Origin of the sequence: Spongisporangium articulatum (genome assembly GCF_044465595.1) — a bacterium.
Taxonomy (GTDB): domain Bacteria; phylum Actinomycetota; class Actinomycetes; order Actinomycetales; family Kineosporiaceae; genus Spongisporangium; species Spongisporangium articulatum.
The window spans coordinates 703,046-723,930 of sequence record NZ_JBITLV010000001.1; the positions used below are offsets into that span (position 1 = coordinate 703,046).

The following is a 20,885-nucleotide window of genomic DNA, read 5'->3' on the forward strand; positions in this document are numbered from 1 at the left end:
GAGAAGACCATCCGCACCCGCTTCCGCCGCGTTGCCCGCCCGGCGCCCCGGTCCCGTGACCGGGGCGCCGCCGCGGTCGAGATGGCCCTGGTGACGCCGCTGCTGCTGCTCGTCGTGTGCGGGTTCATCGACCTCGGGATGATGCTCAACACCCAGATCGCCCTGAGCGCCGCCGCGCGCGAGGGCGTCCGCTCCGCCGCGCTGGGCGGGACCGACGTGACCAGCCGGGTGGCCGCCGCCACGACCTCGCTGCGGTCGGCGCCCACCACGTCGGTGATCAGCTGCCCGGCGAACGCCACCGGCACGAACGCCACCGTCACGGTGACGTCCGTCTACGTCCCGATCACGCCGATCGGCCGGGTCGCCCGGCTGCTCGGCGGCTCGTTCCCGGGCACCGTCACCCTCACCGGGCGGGGGGTCATGCGATGCGGCGGCTGAACCCTCGCCCGGCGACCCGGGCCGGCGACTCGGGGGCCGTCGCCGCGCTCGTCGCCGTCCTCGTCTCCACCGGCCTGCTGTTCGGCCTCGGGGCCGTCACCGTCGACCTCGGGCAGGTGTACGCCGAGCGGCGCCAGGTGCAGAACGGTGCCGACGCGGCCGCGCTCGCGGTCGCCGCCGACTGCGCCACGCGCGCCACGTGCGACACGTCGAGCGCGGGCCGCGCGAAGAGCCTCGCCGACGCCAACGCGGCCGACGGCCGCACCTCCGTGCTCGGGGTGTGCGGCAGCGGGCGCGCGACACTTGCCCCGTGCACCGGGACGGGTGACCCGGCGCTCGCCACCTGCCCGGCATCGCCTTCGGGGGTGCGCGGCTACGCGCGGGTGCGGACCGGGACACTCACCGCGGGCGGGAGCACTCTGCTGCCGGCGGCCTTCGTCCGGGCCCTGACCGGCCGCGCCGGATCGGGCACGGCCGTCCGGGCCTGCGCGATCGCCGCCTGGGGCGTCCCCGCGGGTCTGGACGACGTCCTGCCGTTGACCATCTCCGAATGCGAGTGGCTCCTGGCCACCGCCAACGGGACGACCTTCGTCGCCGACGGCCTGAACGCCACCCCCCTGCAGGAGGTGGCGCTCAAGCTGCACAGCACGACCGACCGGACCGGCTGTGCGAGCGTCGGCGGCGCCTTCGCCGACCTGCCCGGCGGCTTCGGCTGGCTCGCGGCGAACTCCGCGTGCCGGGCCGCGGTCACCAACGGCGGGAACGTGGCCGCCGACCCGGGCGTGAGCGCGTCGGGCTGCGCCGGGGACGCGGTGGCCGGGGCGGTGGGCACCGTCATCCACCTCCCGATCTACGAGGCCGCCTGGGGGTCGGGCAGCGGGGGCACCTACCGGATCGCGGGCTTCGCAGCCTTCCACCTCAGCGGCTACTACCTGCCCGGCGCGCACCCGAACAAGGTCGCCTCGCCCGTCGGCGGGAACCTCTGCCGCGGCTCCGACAAGTGCGTCTACGGCTGGTTCACCCAGGCGCTGGTCCCCGGCGGCGGGGCGCTGGGCAACGGCACCGACTTCGGCTCGCGGGTCGTCGCCCTGACCGGCTGAACCGCGCCCCACCGACCGCCCGAATCCTTCTCCCGAAAGGCCTTCCATGTCCCGACGCGTGCTCACGGTGTTGGCCGCCGGCACCGTGTTCCTGCTCGGCGTGGTGCTCGTCGTCGCCTACGCCCGGGGTGCCGACCGGCGCGCGTTGGCCGGTCAGCAGGCCGTCTCCGTCTACGTGGCCGTGGACGACGTCCCGGCCGGTACGAGCGCGGCGTCGGCCGCGGCGCAGGGGCTGATCCGGCGTGAGCTGGTCGCCCGGCTCGGCGTGCCCGACGGGGCGCTGGGCGAGATCGGCCCCGACTACGGGCAGCGGGTGGCTACCTCGGCCATCCCGGCCGGAGAACTGGTTCTGCGCGAACGGTTCTCGGTGCCCGGGACGACGCCGGGCGGGCTCGCCGTGCCCGAGGGCATGGTCGCGGTGTCGGTCGCGCTCACCGACCCCTCGCACGTCGGTTCGTTCGTCACCGTCGGGGCCCGGGTGGCGGTCTACGACACCTACAACGTGCTCGGCTCGGGCAACCGCACGCCGGCCGGCGACCACCTGGCCGAGCGGCACGAGTACCGGCGGGCCACGCGCGTCCTCCTGCCGGACGTCGAGGTGCTCGCCGTGGGCACCTCCAGCACGACCGTCGCCGCGGACGGCGCCCCGGACGCGGCGGCCCCGGACGCGGCGGCCCAGCAGCAGCCCGCCGACGCGACCACCCTCTTCACGCTCGCCGTCTCACCGGCGGACGCCCGCCGGCTCGTGCACGTGACCCTGACCGGCACCCTCACCTTCGCGTTGCTCGGCCCCCGCGCCGACGTCGGCTCCGGCACCGGTGCGGACGACGCGGTGGACGACGGGTCGCTCTTCCGGGAGGCGTCGTGACCCTCATCATCGACCCGGTTCACGCGCTGGCCGACAGCCTGGCCCTCGCCCTCGGTGACGGCCTGCGCGCTGTGGAGTCGGTCACCGCCGCCGAGCGGGACCTCGAGCTCCACCCCGACGAGCTGCTCGTGGTGATCGGTCCGTCCATCGACGTCGGTGAGGCGTTGCGCGCCGTCGCCGTCTGGCAGGTCGACCGCCCCGAGCTGGGCGTGGTCCTGCTGCGCCGCCGGGTCGACGTCCAGCTGTTGACCGAGGCCCTGCGCGCGGGGGTGCGCGAGGTGGTCGTACCGGACGACCTGACCGCCGTCGTGACGGCGGCCCGGCGCAGCCTCGAGCTGTCGCGGCTGCGCGCCCAGTCGCGCCGGGGGCCGGGCCGGGCCGAGCCCTCCGGCCGGCTGGTGACGGTCTTCTCCGCCAAGGGCGGGGCCGGGAAGACGACGATCAGCACCAACCTGGCGGCCGCGCTCGCGCGGGACGGCGCCCGGGTCTGCGTGCTGGACCTCGACCTCGAGTTCGGCGACGTCGCCATCTCGATGCACCTCGCCCCCGAACGCACCCTGCTCGACGTGATGCCGATGGCCGGCCAGCTGGACGAGCAGGGCCTGCGCTCGGTGATCACGAGCGGTCCGGTCGGCCTCGACGCCCTGCTCGCCCCGCCCTCGCCGGGCGAGGCCGGCCGGATCGATCCCGGGGTGCTGCCGGAGCTGATCCGGGTGCTGCGCCGGATGTACGACGTGATCGTCGTCGACACCCCGCCCGCGCTGAGCGAGCCCGTGCTGGCCGCGTTCGACGCCTCCGACGTGACCGTGCTGCTGGCCACCATGGACGTGCCGTCGCTGAAGAACCTGCGCCTCGCCCTGGCCGCGTTCGACATGCTGCGGCACCCCTCGGAGTCGCGCCTGGTGGTGCTCAACCGGGCCGACGCGAAGGTCGGCCTGACCCGCGACGACGTGGAGCGCACCCTCGGCGCCCGGGTGGACGTGGAGGTGCCCAGCAGCGGCGACGTCCCGGCCAGCCTCAACCGCGGTGAGCTCCTGGTGGCCCAGCGCCCCGAGCACCCGTTCAGCGTGGCCGTCCGCTCCTTGGCGTCGGCGGTCCGCGCGCACGACCGGCCGGACCCCGGGGTACCGGCCCCCCGAACCCCGCGGCGCGGACTGCGGGCCCTGGTCGGACGAGGAGGAGCGCGATGAACCTCGGTGAGCGGTTGGAGTCGGCCCGGCGGGCCCCCGGCGAGGCGGCGGTCCCGCCCCCGCGGCCGGGCCGGGCCCTGCAGGCGGTCAAGGACCGGGTGCACCAGGGTCTGATGGACTCGCTGGGCCCGAGCCTGTACGACCCGCAACTGTCCACGGCCGACCTCGACCAGCGGGTCCGCAGCAGCGTGCAGAACGTCGTCCAGGCCGAGGACTCGCCCCTGACGGCGGGCGACCGGGCCCGGGTGGCCCAGGAGATCGTCGACGAGGTGCTCGGCCACGGCCCGATCGAACCGTTCCTGCGCGACCCGTCGGTCACCGAGATCATGGTCAACGGGCCGGACCGGATCTTCGTCGAGCGCGACGGCTCGCTCGACCCCGTCGACGTGCGCTTCCACGACACCACGCACCTGCGCCGGGTGATCGACAAGATCGTCTCGCGGGTGGGTCGCCGGGTCGACGAGAGCTCGCCGATGGTCGACGCGCGCCTGCCCGACGGGTCCCGGGTGAACGCGGTGGTGGCGCCGATCGCCCTGGACGGCCCGGTGCTGACCATCCGCAAGTTCGCCGCCGACCCGTTCACCGTCGAGGACCTGATCGCGTTCGGCACGTTCCCGCCGCACGTGGCCGAGTTCCTCAAGCTGTGCGTCGAGGGCCGGCTGAACGTCCTCGTCTGCGGCGGCACCGGCAGCGGCAAGACGACGACGCTGAACGTGATGAGCAGCTTCATCCCGCCCGGCGACCGGATCGTCACCATCGAGGACGCCGCCGAGCTGCAGCTGCGGCAGCCGCACGTCGTGCGGATGGAGTCCCGACCCGCCAACGCCGAGGGCTCGGGCGAGATCGCGATCCGGGATCTGGTCCGCAACGCGCTGCGGATGCGCCCCGACCGGATCGTCGTCGGCGAGGTCCGCGACGGAGCCGCGCTCGACATGCTCCAGGCGATGAACACCGGTCACGACGGCTCGATCACCACGGTGCACAGCAACTCCCCGCGCGACGGGCTGTCCCGGCTGGAGACGATGGTGCTGATGGCCGGGGTCGACCTGCCGGTCCGGGCGATCCGTGAACAGGTCTCCAGCGCACTGGATCTCGTCGTCCACCAGGCCCGGATGCGCGACGGCCGGCGGCGCGTGCTGGCGATCTCCGAGGTGCTCGGGATGGAGACCGACGTGGTCACCATGCAGGACCTGTACCGCTTCGACTTCGCCGCGGGCCGGGACCGTGACGGCCGGTTCCTCGGTGGTCTGCGGCCCACGGGGTTGCGACCGCGGTTCACGGAGAAGCTCGCCGACCAGGGCGTGGCCCTGCCGCCCTCGCTGTTCACGGACCACCCCCGGTGAGGCGGGTCGCGGCCCTGGCGCTCGCGCTGACCGTGCTGAGCGTCGTGACCGTCCCCATGGCCCCCGGTGCCGAGGCCGCGGGGAGCCGGGCGGTCGTCGTCCTGGACACCAGTGGGTCGATGCGGCACGGCCGTGACCTGGACGCGGCCCGGGCGGCCGCCGAGGTCTACGCCGGGGCGGTCGGCGACGACGTCGCGGTCGGGCTGGTCTCGTTCGCCGCCACGACGAGCACGGTGGCCCCGACCACCGACCGGGAGGCGCTGGGGACGGCCCTCGACGGCGTGGCGGCAGGCGGTCGCACCGCGCTGTACGACGGGTTGCTGGCCGGGGTGCGGGCGGCCGGTCCGGGCGGCGACGTGGTGCTGCTGTCGGACGGGCAGGACACCGCGAGCCACGCCGGGCTGGAGGACGCGCTGGCGGCCGTGGCGGACGGTGGGGTGCACGTCGACGTGGTCGCCTTCCGGCCGGGCAGCGGTTCCGCCGACCCCCTGCGGCGCATCGCGCTGGCCGGAGGCGGGCGGCTGGTCACCGCCCGCGACGCCGGCGAGCTGGGCGCCGCGTTCCGGGTGGCGGCGGCCTCGGCGCACCGGCCACCGGTCGTGACCCTGCCCGCGGCCGGCGGTGCGGCTCCGCTGGGGTTGGCCGTGCTGGTCGGCGCGCTGGCGGCCATCGGGGTGGGCCTGCTGCTCTGGCCGCGCCGATCCAGCGCGGCCGAGCAGCTGGACGCCGCGCTGCGGGCCTACGGGTTCGGGGCGACGCCGGCCGCGGCCGGCCCGCAGGAGGAGGGATCGTCGTCGGCGGTGGCCCGCCGCGTGCTCGGCCTCTCCGAGCGGTTCCTGTCCCGTGGCGACCGGCGCGAGCGCAGCGCCCTGGCCCTCGACCGGGCCGGGCTGACCCTGTTGCCGCGCGAATGGCTGGTGCTGCGGGCGTGCGTGCTGCTGGCGGGGGCCGCCGTCGGTGCGGTGCTCGTGCCGGGGCGGGTGCTCGGCCTGCTGCTCGGCGCGGCGGCCGCGTTCGCCGTCCCCGTGCTCTGGTTGCGGCAGCGCCAGTCCGCCCGCTGCGGCGCGTTCGCCGACCAGCTGCCCGACACGCTGCAGATCGTGGCCAGCGGCCTGCGGTCCGGGTTCTCGCTGCCGCAGGCCCTCGCCTCCGCCCAGGACGGCGGGCTGCAGCCGATGGCCGCCGAGCTCGGCCGGGCGCTGTCGGCGGCCCGGTTCGGCCTCGAGCTGGAGGACGAGCTGGAGCAGGTGGCGATGCGGATGCGCAGCGACGACTGGCGGATGGCGGTGATGGCCGTGCGGATCCAGCGGTCCGTGGGTGGCAACCTCGCGGAGATCCTGTTGACCACCGCGGCGACGCTGCGCGAGCGGGCCGGCGTGGTCCGCCAGGTGAAGGCCCTCTCGGCGGAGGGACGGCTGTCGGCGTGGGTGCTGATGGGCCTGCCGGTGCTGGTCGGGGCCTTCCTGCTGATGTTCCGCCGGGACTACCTCGAACCGCTGTGGACCACCCCGGTAGGGGTCGGGCTGCTGCTCCTGTCGGCGCTGATGATGGCCGCCGGCACCACGTGGATGCTCAAGGTCGCGCGGGTGGAGGTCTGATGGCCCTCGTGCTCGCGGCCGTGTTGGTCGGCCTGGGAGCGGCGCTGCTCGCGGGGGTGGCGGTGGCCCCCCGGGGTGAGTCACGCGGGCTGGCCCGGTCGCTGGAGCTGGCTCGGGGCGGGCCGGGGGTGCTCGAGCCGGGCGATCCGGCCGACCGCCCCGCGGCCGAGCGGCTGTGGCGTCCCCTCCTGACCGCCGCCGGCGCCCTGGGGGCGCGGATCAGCCCGGCCGGTACGCCCGAGCGGATGCGCCGCCGGATCGAGCTGCTCGGCAACGTGTCGGGCCTGACCGTGCACACCGCGCTCGCCGCGAAGGGGGCGGCCACGCTGGTGCTGGGCGGCCTCGGCCTCCTGTTCTGGTGGCACACCCGCAGCGCTCTGGGCGCGTTGACCTTCGGGCTGCTCGCCGCGCTCGGGTACTGCCTGGTCGACCTGCTGATCCACAACGCCGGCCAGCACCGGCAGGAGGCGATCCGCCGGGCGGCCCCCGACACCATCGACATGATGACCGTCTGCGTGGAGGCGGGCCTCGGCCTCGACGCCGCCCTCCAGCAGGTCTGCACCAACACGACGGGTGCGCTGTCGGAGGAGCTGGCCCGGGTGCTGCGCGAGATGCACCTCGGCCGCGGCCGCACCGACGCCCTGGCCGATCTCGGCGCCCGCTGCGACGTCACCGAGGTCCGCACGCTGGTCGCCGCCGTGGTCCAGGCCGACCGGCTCGGCGTCCCGATCGCCGGCGTGCTACGCGAGCAGGCCGCCGAGCTGCGGGTACGCCGCCGGCAGCGGGCCGAGGAGAAGGCCCAGAAGGTGCCGGTGAAGATCCTGATGCCGGTGCTGTTCTGCATCTTCCCGGTCTTCTTCATCATCGTCATCGGGCCGGGCGTGATCCGGATCGCGGGGGTCTTCGGTGGCTGAGCCGTCCCCCGCCGAACCGTCGCCGGCCGAGCGCCCCGACCTCGGCCGGGTCGTCGTCGTGGCCCTGTTCGGCCTGTCGACGGCGGCCGCGGTGGTCCGCGCGGTCCGGGCGCTCACCCGGCTGGACGCCGGCCCGCAGGCGGCTCTCGAGCTGGCTGCGGCCGGGCTCTCGATCGCCTTCTGCACGCTGGTGGTGCGGGCGTACCTGGGGCGGTCGACGGCGTCGGCCACCGACCGCGGGTTGGGCGCCTGGCTGGCCGCCCCGCTCACGACCTGCCTGCCCTTCCTGTCTCCCCTGCTGCCCTCGACCGTCGGGTCGTGGCAGCGGTCGGCGGTGGCCTTCGTGCTGATCCTGGTCGGTACGGCGTGGAGCGTCTGGGCGGTGCGGCACCTGTCGACCTCGTTGAGCGTGCTGCCCCAGGCCCGTCGCCTGGTCGACACCGGGCCCTACCGGTGGACCCGGCACCCCCTCTACGTGGGCGAGGTGGTGGCGGTCACCGGTTTCGGCGTGCGGGCCGGACACATCAGTCATCTGATGGTGGTGGTGGGCCTGGTGGCGCTGCAGCTGTACCGGGCCCACCGCGAGGAGCGGCTGCTGGCCGCCCGGCTTCCCGGCTACGCCGAATACGCGACCCGCCGGTCGGGAATTGCTTCAAGCGTCAAGTAGTTGGTTTAATACTGAACTACAAGCCACCGGGCCCGAGACGGTCCGGACGACAATCGTCGAGAGGATCTGATCGATCGTGAGCACCTTTCCCGCCGAGCTGACCGGCACCTGGAACATCGACACCGTCCACAGCACCGTCGGCTTCGCCGTCAAGCACGCGATGGTCTCCACCACCCGGGGCCGGTTCGAGTCCTTCACCGGCTCCGCGACGATCGACGCCGAGAACCCCGAGAACTCCACCGCGACCGTCGAGATCGACGCCGCCTCGGTGAACACGAACAACGAGCGCCGCGACGGCCACCTGAAGTCCCCCGACTTCTGGGACGCCGAGACCAACCCGAAGATCACCTTCCAGAGCACCTCGGCCACCCTCAAGGGTGACGACCTGGTCATGGTCGGCGACCTGACGATCAAGGGCATCAGCAAGCCCGTCGAGATCGTGTGGACCTTCAACGGCGTCGCCAAGGACCCGTTCGGCGGCGGCTGGAAGGCCGGCTTCGAGGGTGTCGCCACCGTCGACCGCGCCGACTGGGACCTCACCTGGAACGCCGCCGTCGAGACCGGTGGCTTCCTGATCTCCGACAAGGTCAAGCTCGTCCTCGAGATCGAGGCCGACAAGGCCTGAGCACCCCTCGCCATGAGTTCGTGATCATGGACGAGAGCGGCGGCCCCGCGCCGGTCACCCCACGGTGGTCGGTACGGGGCCGCTGTCGTCCATGATCACGAACGGTGTTCCAGCTCCAGCAGGAACTTCTTCGCCTCGAGCCCGCCCGCGTAACCGGTGAGCGCGCCGGAGCCGGCCACCACGCGGTGGCACGGCAGGACGACGCACAGCGGGTTCGCGCCGAGCGCCGCCCCGACCGCACGGCTCGCCTTCGGGCGCCCGATCGACGCCGCCAGCTGGCCGTACGAGGCCGTCGCGCCGTAGGGGACGGCCGCCAGACCGGCCAGCACGGAACGCTGGAACGGTGTGGCCAGCACCGGGTCCACCTCCAGGTCGAACGCCCGGCGCGACCCGCTCAGGTACGCCTCCAACTCCCGGGCCACGTGGTCCGGGCCGGAGCCCCCGCGCAGCACCCGCGGCGACACCGCGCGCGCCAGCCGCGCCAGGACGTCGTCCGCGCTCTCGTGCACCGCGTAGGTCGAGGCCAGCAGCACGCCGTCCGGCGTCGTGGCCAGCAGCATCGAGCCGACCGGCAGCTCCACCTCGCGGTACCGCACGTCGCCGCCGGACAGCACGGGCGGTGCGCCCACGGGCAGGTCGGCGGCCAGCGCCCTCTCGAGATCGTTCACAGCAGGTCCTTCCGTAGAGCGGCCAGCGCGTCGGCGACGAGTCGTCGCGACGCGGCGGGCGTCGTCCCCAGGTGGGCCGCGATTGCCGCGTGGTCGAGGTCGACCACGTACTTCAGCGCGACCGCGGTCCGCTGCCGCTCGGGCAGCGCCCGCACGGCCGCCCAGACGGCCGGGTCCGGCGCGGCCGGGGAGCCCGGTCCGGCGCGGTCAGGCAGTTCGGGCACGGGTACCGGACGCCGACCGCGGGCGCGGTGCGCGTCCGTCGCCGTGCGCGCGACGACCGTCAGGAGCCAACCGCGCAGGTTGGCCGCCGAGCGCAGGTCCGGGTAGGCGGCCAGCGCCTTGGTCCAGGCCAGTTGCGCGACGTCCTCGGCGTCGTCCGGTCCGGCCAGCGCGTGCGCCAACCGGGCCACGTCACGCCAGTGCGCGTCGACCAGGTTCTGGAACGGGGGGAGAGCCACGCTCATAGAACGTCCCGCCCTCCAACCGTGTGAGTCGCAGGCTGATCCAAGCAGGCGAGGTCACCCCATCATCAAGATCACCGAATTCCGGGCGTTCCAGAGGGTCCGACCCGACGAAGTGACGGGTTTCCGGTGATCTTGGTCGGGGGTCGGGCGACGCCCCGGGCAGCGGCACGCGGGTAGGGTCGGGCCATGGGTAAGAAGAGCCGCACCGCCGTACTGGACAAGCCCGCCGTCACCGGGGACGTCCCCGTCGTCGGGCTGCGCGAGCCCTGCCCGTGCGGGTCCGGCAAGCGGTACAAGCAGTGCCACGGCCGGGCCGCCAAGGCCGAGGCGGCGAAGCTGGTCACCCGCCCGTTCGAGGGTCTGACCGGCGAGTGCGACTGGGTCGCGATGCGCGAGATCGTGCCCGCCGCCACCGCGACCGTCACGCTCACGCAGGAGTACGGCGGCCGCGAGGTCACGATCGTGACCCTGCTGCCCATGGCCTGGCCGGCGATCCACCGGGCCGACGGCGCCGTGCTGGCCGCGCTGCAGACCCAGGGCGGGTCGGGCGACCCGAGCCGCGACGTGGCCGCCGCGATCCTGCGGGCCCTGGAGACCGAGGCGGGTCAGCCGGTGCCCGAGGCGGGGCTGCCCGGTCCGGGCCCGCGGCTGCAGGACATCCTCGAGGCCCAGCCGTTCGAGGTCCAGATGCAGACCGGTTTCGAGTTCTGGTTCGACGACCCGGACGGCCTCGACGAGGCGGCGAAGGCCAGCCTCCAGCAGGCCAACGACACCGCGATGCCGAGCCGGCGGCTGCGCAGCGTCGAGGCCGCCTACTGGGTCGACGTGAACGGCCGGCGGCACCTGCGCTGGGTGCTGCCGGACGACGAGACGCAGGTTCTCGACGGGATCGCGCGGCTGCACGCGGCGGGCGGCTCGGGCATCGTCGAGGGGTCCCGGTACGTGGGGTCGTTCCGCGCCGACGGCGTGGTCGTGCCGGTCTGGGACGTCGACGCGACCACCGAGGCCGACGACCTGGAGGAGCCGATGGCGGCCTTCGAGAAGAAGCTGCGGACGGCCATGAAGAAGACGACCCCGCTGACCGACGCCGAGCGCCGGGCCAAGGCCGGCATGCTCAACCGGCAACTGACCCTGCGCTGAAAGTGGTGCATACCTACCGCCGGGTAGGCACTGCCCCCTAGGCTCGCCGATCGTGAGCGGAGTGGAGAACGTGGTGGACGAGGGCGTCAACCCCGGCACGGCCCCCGGAGAGCTTCCGGGCGGCCTGGCCGTGGTGATCCCCGCGAAGGACGAGGCGCAGCGGATCGCCGCGACCGTGCAGGCCGCCGCGGGCATCGTCGCCGGTGGCGTGCCCGTCAGCCTGGTGGTCGTGGTGGACGACGGGAGCAGCGACGACACGGCCGCGCTCGCCGAGGCGGCGGGGGCCGTGGTCGTGAAGCATCCGAAGAACAAGGGCAAGGCCGGCGCCATGTCGTCGGGTGCGGCGCGGGTCGCCTCGCTCGACCGGTCGCAGAAGCAGCCGGCGCCGCGCGCCCTGCTCTTCCTGGACGCCGACCTCGAGGGCAGTGCGGCCGCCGCGGCCGCGCTCGCCGAGCCGGTGCTGAAGGGCGAGCTCGACATGTCGATCGCGACGATCCCGCCGCAGGCCACCTCCGGCGGCGGCCGGGGCCGGGTGGTCAAGCTGGCGACCAAGGGCATCGAGCGCGAGACCGGCTGGACGCCGAAGCAGCCGCTGTCGGGCAACCGGTGCCTGACCCGCAAGGCGTTCGACGCGGCCAAGCCGCTGGCCCCCGGCTGGGGTGTCGAGGTGGGCCTGACCATCGACCTGCTGCACGACGGCTTCCGGGTCGGCGAGGTGGAGGCCGACCTGCACCACCGGGTCACCGGCACGTCGAAGGCCGACCAGAAGCACCGCGCCGACCAGTACCGCGACGTGTGGCTGGCCCTGCTCGACCGCCGGGTGCGCAAGCGTGAGTCCCGGGTCGTGCTGGTGACCGTCGTGGCCGCCCGGATCGCGCGCTCCGTGCTCGGCCGCGGTTAGCCGCGGTCAGTCGATGAGTCTTCGGCCCGCCGCGCTGTGTGGCGTCGGGTCGCTGCTGCTGGTCGTCGCGACGGCAGCCGCGGGCGAGTCCGCCGCGGCCCCCGGGCTGGGGCCGCACACGGTCCTGCCGCCCTGGGACGCCGGTCGCCACCCCGCGTCGGGGGCGGTCACCGTTGCGCTCGTGGCGGCGTACGCGCTCGGGGGACTCGCCGTTCTCCTTGGTCTGCGCGCTGTTTCACGTGGTGCGCGGCTCCCGGGGCGGGTCATCGGCGTCGGCGGGGCGCTCGCCGTCCTGGCCTGCGTGCTCGTGCCGCCCCTCGGGTCGGCCGACCACCTCTCCTACGTCGCCTACGGGCGGATCGCCGCGCAGGGCGGTGACCCGTACGCCGTCGCGCCGATCGGCTGGCACGGCGGCACCGACCCGGTGACGTCCGCCGTCCAACCGCCGTGGCAGGACACACCGAGCGTCTACGGCCCGGTGACCACCGCGCTGCAGGCCGTCGCCGCGGAGGCCGGGAACGGGAACCTCCGCACGACGGTCTGGTTCTGGCAGCTGATCGCCGGCGCCGCGTTCCTGCTGACCGCCTACCTGCTCGACCGGATCACCCGGCCCGACCCCGCCGCCCGGACCCGGGCCGCGCTGCTCTGGACGGTGAACCCGCTGCTGCTGGCCGAGCTGGTCGCGGGCGCCCACGTCGACGTGCTGGCCGTCGCCTTCGCCATGGCCGCGCTGGCCCTCGCCGCGCGGCAACCGTTCGCCGCCGGGCTGGCCCTGGGCGGCGCGGTCGGCTCCAAGGTGACGTTCGCGCTGTTCGGCCTGGCGATCCTCTGGGCGCTGGTCACCCGCCTGCCGCGGCGGGACGCGGGGCGGGCGGCCGGGCTCGGCGCGCTCGGCGCGCTGCTCGTGCTGGTGCCGGCCCACCTCTGGTCCGGGTCGCACACCTACGGGCAGCTGCACCGCGCCACCCGCTCGATCTCGTTCGCCACCCCCTGGCGTCTGGTCGCCGACAACCTCGACGGCGTCCTCGGCGCCGACACCGTGCGCTCGCTGGCCGGCCCGCTGTCGGCCGGGTTCGCCGTCCTGCTGGCCCTCGCCCTCGGCCGCGCGCTGCGCGGCCACCCGACCGGAGTCCCCGACGAGGTGACCGGCGCGGCGGCCCGGGCGGGCGTCGTCCTGGCCCTGGCCTGGGTCCTGACCGTGCCCTACGCGTTGCCCTGGTACGACGCGATCGCCTGGGCGCCGCTCGCCCTGCTCGCCCCGGGAGTGCTGGACGGCGTGCTGCTGGCCCGGCTCACGGTGCTCGCCGTCGCCTACGCGCCGGGTCGGGTGGTGGGGCTCTCGGACGACGTCGAGCACTGGACGCTCTGGTTCCGCCGGGACGTCGCGCCCTGGCTCACGCTCGCCGTGCTGGCCTGCGTCGTCACCCTTACTGTGCGGGGCACGCCATTTTTGCGTGCCGACGCGCGCACGATGCGTGAGTTATAACGGGACTGATCGCTATCTTTTGTGGCGAACCAGGACCAGGCATCAGGAGGCCGTGAATGACCCAGGGGACGCACACCCCGCCCCCGGCCGACGTGCCCCCCGGCGGCGGTGCCTCCGGGACGGAGGGCGGCACCCCGCCCAGCGGGTCGACGCTCCCGGACTTCATGCCGCCGTTCGGCTTCGGCCCGAACGACCCGAACTACTCCGCCGAGGACCTGGTCACCCGCCAGATGTGCGCGGCCGTGCACCTCGACGGCCCCTTCGCCAACAAGGTCGGCGGCGAGCTGATGGCCGTCCCGCACAAGGCGATCTGGCCGGTGTGGGACGCGGTCGACTACACGGTGCTGGCCCGGCACGCGAAGTGGAGCCGCGAGCGGCGGCTGGTCCGCGACCTGGCGCTGGCCCTGCTCATGCTCGCGCTCATCGGCTCGTGGGTCGCGATCGGGCTGGTCGCCTGGCTGAGCGGCGGGCTGCCCTGGGGGCTGACGCTGCTGGCCGTCGCGCTGATCGCGACCTGGGTGTGGGTCGCCGCCCGTCGCATCGTGAAGGCCTACTTCCTGGAGACCATCGACATCGTCGCGGCCATCCGCGAGAAGCCGGCGGAGGCCAACGAGCGGCTCGGCGCCTGGGACGGCCTGCCGCCACCGGCGAGCTCGACCGACTTCCTCTCGATCGTCTACCGGGCGATGGCCCGGTTCAACGTGGCCATCGTGAAGGCCCGGTTCTTCCTGATCGACTGGTGGAAGTGGGTCCGGGGCCGCGGTGCCTTCATCCACGAGGGCGAGAACCCGGTCCTGCCGCCGTTCGACTACCTGGCCTCGATGTACGACGCCAACGTCATCCTGTTCCAGGGCGACCAGAAGCCGTTCGGCATGGCCGGGGTCACGCTCGACGACTGGAACCTGACCGTCGACGTGAACCGCCAGGTCAACGGCGTCGACCACGCCGCGACGCTGTCGGCCCGCGACCTGCACGACAAGCTGGTCGAGGAGGTGCCCGGCGGGCTGCTGCCGCAGTTGCGCAGCCGCAGCGTCGTCGTCGCCAACGGCATGCACCCCAAGGAGCTCGGGCTCTTCGCCGAGACCGACGAGGAGTCGAAGCCCGGCCACACGCCCGGCTGGTACACCGACCACCCGCAGAACCGGGTGTCGCGCCGGACCATCGAGAACTGGCTGCAGCACCCGCCGGAGGGCGCGCGGGTCTACGCGTACTTCCAGAAGTACGCCTGGCGTGGGCATCTCGTGATCGGCACCGCGGTCAACGTCTACCGCGGCGGGAACACCCTGAACATCGAGTGCAACACGCACGTGCTGCCGCCGCTGCAGGACGAGTTCAACAACATGTTCGACATCCCGGAGAACCCGATCAACCTCCGGAAGGCGATGCGCCGCACGCTGCGGGTGTACACCCCGAAGCTGCTGCTGCAGTCGCTGCGGGCCAACTACAACAACTTCTTCACGCCGTCGGGCCGCCAGACGGTGGTCCGGCAGCTGCACAAACAACGCGACGAGGAGAGCCGGATCGACTACGGCTCGCGGATCAACATCCGGCTCGCCGCGTCGGACGCCTCGAAGATGTGGCGCTACCCCTACGTCGACGATCTCGAGTTCGCCCGGGTGATCCGCGACAAGGTGCTCGAGGTGACGCGGCGCTACCTGGAGAGCTACGGCGTCCCGCTGGCCCAGTTCGACGAGCAGGTCCGGATCATGCGCGAGCGCAAGATGAAGTACGACTCCGAGGGCGAGAAGTAGCGCCCGTCAACGCTTCTTGCGTACGTCCCGGAGGGCGGCGTCGAGCCGTTCCTCGTCGTCCAGCTGGAGCGCCCGCGCGCTGACGGCGATCAGCCCGGGCAGCGCGACGGTCGCCGAGATGGCCGGGACGACGGTGCCCGAGTCGTTCAACGCGAAGCCGAGGAACACCATCACGCCGAACGCGGCCATGCCGTGCCGCAGCACGCGCGAGCGGTCGTAGGCCACCTGCAGCGGGCGGGCGCCCCACGAGACGGGCCGGGTCAGCACCAGGACGACGAAGGCCACCGCGAACGGGATCAGCGCCGACAGCCACGACCCGAACAGGATGCCGATGTTCTGGGAAGCCTTGCGGCTCACCACATCCCACACGCCGCCGTCGATCACGGTCTGCATGAACCGGCCCAGGTGGGTGCGGTCGGCCGGCGGCCGCAGCCAGTCGGCGAAGCAGATCAGGACCAGGAACGCGACGGTCGCCCCCGCGATCAGCAGGAGCCGCCGCCAGGTCAGCTTCACCCCGCCGATCAGCAGGCCCAGGACGGCGAAGGCCGGGATCAGCGCGGGCGGGCCGCCGAAGTCGCTGCCCAGACCGGGGGTCGCGTCGACGATCACGGCGACCAGCCCGATCCCGGCCACCGACAGCACCGCCGCGCGGCGCCGTCCCTGCTCGAGCAGCGGGTCGGCGACGGCCAGCCCCAGAAGCAGGGCGCCCGTCGCGAACAGCGCGAAGGCCACGTTGCCGAACCCGTAGAACCGGCCCGCGACCACGGGCTGCACGCCCATCAGGCTCGACAGGGCGAGGTGCGACCCGGTGCAGGCGTCGACGCCGAGGACCAGCGCGGTCGCGCCGCCGACGGCGCCGACCGGGCCGAGCAGGGTGCGCCGCCACGGGCCGAGCAGCGCGACCAGCGCGATCGGCACGGTGAACAGGACGACGGCGCCGGTCACCGCCCAGCCCGGGTGCGACGACCGCCACCAGGGCACCAGCTGGGCCAGGAACGTCGCGGCGGGCACGGCCGCGAAGACGACGGCGCCCCGGCGCATCCAGCCCAGCATCCGGCGCCGGGCCGGGCCCGCGGCCGGGTCGTCGGAACCCGCGCGACCGCGGCGCCGCAACATCAGGGCGACCGTGCCGTAGAGCAGGATCTGGGCGACCACCAGGCCGTTGAAGAAGATCGGCACGATCGGCGTGACCGCGCGGCTCGCGGTGTCGAGGTCGGTGAGCGCCTGCAGCCGGTCGCCCGCGTCGCCGCCGCGCTCGACCGGGGTGAGCGGCGACCCGACCGCCGTCAACGGCTCCGGCACCCCGACCGCGGCCAGCAGCGTGGGCAGCAGATCGGTCTCCTGGACCAGCCCGTCCTGGCGGGTCGACCGGCTGCCGAGCAGGCTGCCGGTGAAGGCGCCACCGCTGCTCGCCGGGCCCAGCGCGCCGACCAGCTGCAGGCGGCTGCTGTAGCCGGAGTCGGCCAACGACGCGACGACGATCGTGGCGTCCGGTTCGGCGGCCTGGACCTGGCTGATCACCATGCCGATCCGCGTGTCCACGTCCCGGACCTGGTCGGGCCGGCCGCGGCCGTAGTTGACGCCCGGGGTCGTGCCCGCGTCGCGGACCACGCCCACGTCGACCGCGAGCACGTCGGGGTCGGTGGCGAGAGCCGCCTGGACGTCGTCCCCCAGCCGGTCCGTGTCGACCACCCCGCCCGCGCTCGCCCCGCCCGCCCAGGCGTGCGCGACCCTGCCGGCGCTCGTGGCCAGGCCGATCGCGGCGCCCGGGCCCACGGCGGCGGCCGTCCTGCCGCTCTTCGCGAGCGTGTCGCCGAGCAGGCCGGGTTCGGCGTCGAACGACTCGGTTGCGGCGGCCGCGCGGTAGGTCGACCACTTCGGGACGGCGGTCGCCCCGCCCGGGTCCGTGACCGTGAGGCTCGGCTCGGAGCACGTGCGGGCCGGCTTCGGCTTGACCTTCGACGAGACCTCGGCGGCCCGGCGTCCGGCCGAGACCGCGAGCCAGCCGTCGACCGGGCAGGTCCAGGAGCGGACGCTGCGGTCGGCCATCAGCCCGGACGCCCCGTCACGCAGCAGGGCGTACAGGTTGGGGGTGGTGGTGTTGTCCCCGATGTCGCTCCAGCGCACCCCACCGGTGCCGATCAGCACGACCTCTGCCCCGGTCGCGGCCTCGGTCGCGGCCTGCGCCGGCGGGCTGGCGAGCACGGGGGTCAGGGCGACGAGCGCAGCGAGCGTCGCGCGCATGATCCGGGCAGCAGGCACCGGATCACCCTAGGGCTCGCTCCGCGAGTGGAACGTTCTGCACCCGAAGCACGGGCCCGCGGGCCGTTTCAGGGGCCACAACGTTCCACTCGGTGCCGAGGCTGTCGGAGGCACCCGCCACAATTGCGGGCGTGACGGGCGCAGACACCTCTCGGGCGGCGCTGCGCTGGCGGCTGCTCGGCGTCCTCGTGCTCGCGCTGTCGGCCGCGCCGCTGGCCCGGCACTACCTGGTCGAGTACCCGCAGGAGATCTGGCAGGTCGACCTGCAGGTGTACCGGGAGGGCGCGAAGGCCCTGGTCACGGGCTTCCCGCTGTACGAGATGCGCACCGACGCCCCGCAGTTCCTGCCCTTCACGTACCCGCCGTTCGCCGCGCTGACCGCCCTGCCGCTGCTGGTGCTGCCGTTCCACGGCATCGCGTGGGCCTGGACGGTGCTGCAGTTCGCGTTGCTCTGGTACACGGTCGGCGTCGCGTTCCGGCCGTTCACGCAGCGCTTCGGCGAGCGGGCCGGGCTGGTCCAGGGGATGCTCGCCGCGGGCGGGGTGTGGCTGCTGCCGGTGGCCGAGGGCATCCGGTACGGGCAGGTCAACTGCGTGATCGTGGCCCTGTGCCTGTGGGACGTGACGCGCCGCGCGACCGTCGACCGGGGCGGCAGCGGGGTCGGGGTGGCGCTGGCCGCCGCCGTGAAGCTGACCCCGGGCGTCTTCTGGCTGCACTGGGCGGTGGCCCGCCGCTGGCGCACGCTGGCCGTCTCGCTGGGCACCGTCGTCGGGGTCACGGCCGGGTCGTTCCTGCTGATGCCCAACGAGTCGATGGTCTACTTCACCGACGCCCTGACCGACCCGGGGCGGCTGGGCCCGAACGCCGGGACGTCGAACCAGTCGTTGCGCGGCACCCTGCTGCGGATCGGCCCGGCCGGGCTGGGCGGTTCGCTGCTGTGGCTGGCCGTCGTGGTCGTCGTCCTGTACTTCGGGTTGCGGCTCAGCCGGCGGCTCGACGCGCTCGGTGAGCCGGTGGCCGTGGTGGCGGCCTGCGGGATGCTCGCCTACCTGGTCTCGCCCGTGTCCTGGGTGCACCACATGCACTGGATCGTCGTCGTCCTCGGCGCCCTGCTCGGCGACGGGCGCGACCGGCGGCGGGTGGTGGCGACCGTCGTCGGGGCGGTGCTGTTCTGGTGCCGGCTGCCGTGGTGGGGCGCCAACCTGCTGGCCGGGAACGCCGTGCCCAACGGGCTGGCCCGGGTGGTGCAGAGCTCCTACACCGAGCTGGCCGTCGTCGCGCTGCTCGCGTTGTGGCTGCTCATCGCCCGGCCGCGTCGGGCGATAACCGATCGAGAGCCCGAGGAGCCCCCGGTTACCCTGGGCACATGAAGTACGGCTACCTCGGGCCCGAGGGGACCTTCAGCGAGGCGGCGGTCCGGAAGCTGACGGCGGCGCGGGGCATCGAGGCCGACCTGCTGCCCATGCACAGCGTGCTGCTCGCGCTGGACGCCGTGCGCGCCGGGGAGCTCGAGGCCGCCGTGGTGCCGATCGAGAACTCGGTCGAGGGCGGCGTCAGCGCCACGCTCGACGCGCTGACCGCGGGCGAACCGCTGCAGGTGGTCGGCGAGGAGGTCGTCCCGGTCACGTTCGACTTCGTCGTCCGGCCCGGGCTGGGCCGCGAGGACGTCACCCGCGTCGCCTCGCACCCCCACGGCCTCGCGCAGTGCAGCAACTGGCTGCACGAGCAGTTCCCCAAGGCCACGCTGATCCCCGCGCTGTCCACGGCGTCCGCCGCCGTGGGCCTGCTCGAGGACGACGCCGCCTACGACGGCGCGCTCTGCTCGCCGCTCGCGGCCCAGAAGCTGGGTCTGACCCCGATGTACACCGACATCGGCGACAACCCCAACGCCATGACCCGGTTCGTGCTGGTCTCCCGGCCCGGCCGGCTGCCCGCCCCGACGGGCGCCGACAAGACCACGCTGGTCGTGTTCCTGAAGGACGAGCGGGCGGGCGCCCTGCTGGAGATCCTCGAACAGTTCGCCACCCGCGGGATCAACCTCAACCGGCTCGAGTCACGGCCCACCGGCGACGGTCTGGGCCGGTACTGCATGTCGATCGACGCCGAGGGTCACGTCGAGGACGCGCGGTTGTCCGAGGCGCTGAAGGGCCTGCACCGGGTGTCCGCGCACGTGCGGTTCCTCGGTTCCTACCCCCGCGCCGACGGCGAGCCGCCGCACGTGCGCCCCGAGAACAGCAACGCGAGCTTCGCCGAGGCCGACGCCTGGCTGAACTCCATCCTCAGTTCGTGATCATGGAAACTTCTAGTCTCACGGGCAGGTGCGGCTTGCAGCCGAGCCTGCACCAGAGACTAGAAGTTTCCATGATCACGAACGGGTGGGGACGCGGACGATCAGGGACTTGTGGTCGAGCGTGACGCGCAGGAACTGGGACTCGCCGTGCGGGTCGCCGTCCAGCTGGGCCAGCATCGGACGCTCGGCCTTCACCTCGATCGTGTGACAGCGCAGGTGCTCGATCGTGCGCCGCCCGCGCCGGGTCATCACGCCGCCGACCACGTCGAACCAGCCGAGCACCGAGCGCGGTGACAGCACCACGACGTCCAGCCACCCGTCGTCCGGCGCGGCGTCCGGCATCAACCGGATGCCCGCCTGCAGCGTCCCGCAGTTGCCGACCACGACGGCCCGGACCCGACGGCGCACGGGCGGTCCGTCGTCCACCGAGATCGAGACCGGCGTGCGGCGCCCGCGCAGCCGGCGCGCCCCGGCCACCACGTAGGCGCCCCAGCCGAACTTCTCCTTCAACGCGGAGTCGGTGCCGGCCATGATCTCGGCGTCGAAGCCGAGCCCGGCCATCACCAGGAACGCCTGCCGGTCCGGCGGCGCGGGGACGGGCTCGTCGGGGCCGGGCTCGGGGGCGTCGGGTGCGTACGTAGCCCAGCACACGTCGATCGGCCGGTCCCCGCCGGTCAGCGCGATCTGCAGCGCCGAGTCGAGCCGGTTCGGCGGGATGCCGAGGTTGCGGGCCAGCAGGTTGCCCGTGCCGGCGGGCAGCAGCCCCATCGGCACGCCCGAACCGGACAGCCCGTCGGCCACCATCCGGGCCGTCCCGTCGCCACCGAAGGCCAGGACCGCGGCCGGTGAGTGGTCCAGCGCCTCGATCGCCTGGGCCCGGCCGGTCTCCTCGGCCGTCGTCTCCAGCCACAGCGGCTCCCGCCACCCGAGCCGCTCCGACAGCGACTCGATCTGGCGCCGTCGCACGTCGGCCTCCTCCACCTTCACCCCGTGAACGACGACCGCCGCCCGGGGCGCCAGACCGTCGGCTCCGGGGAGGCTCGCCACCCACGGAAGGCCGCGCCGGCGGGCGCGCCGCAGGGCCAGGAGCAGGACGATGGCGAGCAGGAGGACGACGACCAGCACCACCGTCGTGACCGTCTCGCCTGTGCTCATGGCACAGAACGGTAACGCCCGG

Annotated in this window: 19 protein-coding genes; 15 read left to right on the forward strand and 4 right to left on the reverse strand. The window is 74.0% G+C overall.

The genetic code is table 11. The annotated features are described in order from the left end of the window. The first annotated feature begins 9 nt into the window (after positions 1 to 9). From ACIB24_RS03330 to ACIB24_RS03370, 9 genes are all read left to right on the forward strand, one after another. Complete coding sequence (locus ACIB24_RS03330; RefSeq protein ID WP_398276728.1) at positions 10 to 438, forward strand: TadE/TadG family type IV pilus assembly protein; 429 nt, start codon at positions 10 to 12, stop codon at positions 436 to 438. Further along, the gene (locus ACIB24_RS03335; protein WP_398275124.1) at positions 426 to 1,538 is read left to right on the forward strand and encodes a pilus assembly protein TadG-related protein; all 1,113 of its coding nucleotides are present in this window, start codon (positions 426 to 428) and stop codon (positions 1,536 to 1,538) included. Before ACIB24_RS03330 ends, ACIB24_RS03335 begins: the two co-directional genes overlap by 13 nt. Positions 1,539 to 1,584: 46 nt before the next feature. Further along, a complete protein-coding gene (locus tag ACIB24_RS03340) occupies positions 1,585 to 2,406 on the forward strand; it encodes a Flp pilus assembly protein CpaB (protein WP_398275126.1) in 822 nt (273 codons plus the stop codon). Further along, on the forward strand, positions 2,403 to 3,596 hold the full coding sequence (locus ACIB24_RS03345) for a CpaE family protein (protein WP_398275129.1): 1,194 nt from the start codon (positions 2,403 to 2,405) through the stop codon (positions 3,594 to 3,596). Before ACIB24_RS03340 ends, ACIB24_RS03345 begins: the two co-directional genes overlap by 4 nt. After that, complete coding sequence (locus tag ACIB24_RS03350) at positions 3,593 to 4,939, forward strand: CpaF family protein (RefSeq protein ID WP_398275132.1); 1,347 nt, start codon at positions 3,593 to 3,595, stop codon at positions 4,937 to 4,939. The genes ACIB24_RS03345 and ACIB24_RS03350 overlap by 4 nt, the downstream gene beginning before the upstream one ends. Continuing rightward, positions 4,936 to 6,537 carry a type II secretion system F family protein gene (locus ACIB24_RS03355; RefSeq protein WP_398275134.1) on the forward strand — a complete coding sequence of 534 codons (1,602 nt, stop codon included), beginning with the start codon at positions 4,936 to 4,938 and terminating at the stop codon, positions 6,535 to 6,537. The genes ACIB24_RS03350 and ACIB24_RS03355 overlap by 4 nt, the downstream gene beginning before the upstream one ends. Continuing rightward, positions 6,537 to 7,451, forward strand: a complete 915-nt coding sequence (locus tag ACIB24_RS03360) for a type II secretion system F family protein (protein ID WP_398275137.1) — start codon at positions 6,537 to 6,539, stop codon at positions 7,449 to 7,451. The genes ACIB24_RS03355 and ACIB24_RS03360 overlap by 1 nt, the downstream gene beginning before the upstream one ends. Next, complete coding sequence (locus tag ACIB24_RS03365; RefSeq protein WP_398275140.1) at positions 7,444 to 8,118, forward strand: methyltransferase family protein; 675 nt, start codon at positions 7,444 to 7,446, stop codon at positions 8,116 to 8,118. The genes ACIB24_RS03360 and ACIB24_RS03365 overlap by 8 nt, the downstream gene beginning before the upstream one ends. A gap of 76 nt (positions 8,119 to 8,194) precedes the next feature. Next, positions 8,195 to 8,743 carry a YceI family protein gene (locus ACIB24_RS03370; protein WP_398275143.1) on the forward strand — a complete coding sequence of 183 codons (549 nt, stop codon included), beginning with the start codon at positions 8,195 to 8,197 and terminating at the stop codon, positions 8,741 to 8,743. Between the two features lie 95 nt (positions 8,744 to 8,838). Here ACIB24_RS03370 and ACIB24_RS03375 read toward each other — a convergent pair whose 3' ends face one another. Beyond that, entirely contained in the window at positions 8,839 to 9,411 is a 573-nt protein-coding gene (locus tag ACIB24_RS03375) for a methylated-DNA--[protein]-cysteine S-methyltransferase (protein WP_398275146.1), read from the reverse strand. Continuing rightward, on the reverse strand, positions 9,408 to 9,878 hold the full coding sequence (locus ACIB24_RS03380; protein WP_398275149.1) for an RNA polymerase sigma factor: 471 nt from the start codon (positions 9,876 to 9,878) through the stop codon (positions 9,408 to 9,410). The genes ACIB24_RS03375 and ACIB24_RS03380 overlap by 4 nt, the downstream gene beginning before the upstream one ends. A 186-nt stretch (positions 9,879 to 10,064) precedes the next feature. On the opposite strand from ACIB24_RS03380, the gene ACIB24_RS03385 reads away from it, so the two are divergent. The 4 genes from ACIB24_RS03385 to ACIB24_RS03400 are packed head-to-tail and all read left to right on the forward strand — an operon-like array spanning position 10,065 to position 15,156. Next, positions 10,065 to 11,018, forward strand: coding sequence for a DUF5926 family protein (locus ACIB24_RS03385; RefSeq protein WP_398275152.1), 954 nt, complete (start codon positions 10,065 to 10,067; stop codon positions 11,016 to 11,018). Positions 11,019 to 11,070: 52 nt separating this feature from the next. Further along, positions 11,071 to 11,919: a glycosyltransferase gene (locus ACIB24_RS03390; RefSeq protein ID WP_398275155.1), complete on the forward strand. Its 849-nt coding sequence runs from the start codon at positions 11,071 to 11,073 to the stop codon at positions 11,917 to 11,919. A gap of 13 nt (positions 11,920 to 11,932) precedes the next feature. Next, positions 11,933 to 13,405 carry a polyprenol phosphomannose-dependent alpha 1,6 mannosyltransferase MptB gene (gene mptB / locus ACIB24_RS03395; protein WP_398275158.1) on the forward strand — a complete coding sequence of 491 codons (1,473 nt, stop codon included), beginning with the start codon at positions 11,933 to 11,935 and terminating at the stop codon, positions 13,403 to 13,405. Between the two features lie 56 nt (positions 13,406 to 13,461). Then, on the forward strand, positions 13,462 to 15,156 hold the full coding sequence (locus tag ACIB24_RS03400; RefSeq protein WP_398275161.1) for a hypothetical protein: 1,695 nt from the start codon (positions 13,462 to 13,464) through the stop codon (positions 15,154 to 15,156). 6 nt (positions 15,157 to 15,162) lie between these two features. Here the strand turns inward: ACIB24_RS03400 and ACIB24_RS03405 are convergent, their stop codons facing one another. Beyond that, positions 15,163 to 17,418 carry a hypothetical protein gene (locus tag ACIB24_RS03405; RefSeq protein WP_398275164.1) on the reverse strand — a complete coding sequence of 752 codons (2,256 nt, stop codon included), beginning with the start codon at positions 17,416 to 17,418 and terminating at the stop codon, positions 15,163 to 15,165. 131 nt (positions 17,419 to 17,549) lie between these two features. On the opposite strand from ACIB24_RS03405, the gene ACIB24_RS03410 reads away from it, so the two are divergent. Both ACIB24_RS03410 and pheA read left to right on the forward strand, forming a co-directional pair. After that, complete coding sequence (locus ACIB24_RS03410) at positions 17,550 to 18,788, forward strand: glycosyltransferase 87 family protein (protein ID WP_398275166.1); 1,239 nt, start codon at positions 17,550 to 17,552, stop codon at positions 18,786 to 18,788. Next, positions 18,785 to 19,708, forward strand: a complete 924-nt coding sequence (gene pheA / locus ACIB24_RS03415) for a prephenate dehydratase (RefSeq protein ID WP_398275169.1) — start codon at positions 18,785 to 18,787, stop codon at positions 19,706 to 19,708. Before ACIB24_RS03410 ends, pheA begins: the two co-directional genes overlap by 4 nt. Before the next feature lie 75 nt (positions 19,709 to 19,783). On the opposite strand, the gene ACIB24_RS03420 is transcribed toward pheA, so the two are convergent. Next, entirely contained in the window at positions 19,784 to 20,863 is a 1,080-nt protein-coding gene (locus tag ACIB24_RS03420) for a diacylglycerol/lipid kinase family protein (RefSeq protein WP_398275172.1), read from the reverse strand. Positions 20,864 to 20,885 lie beyond the last annotated feature (22 nt).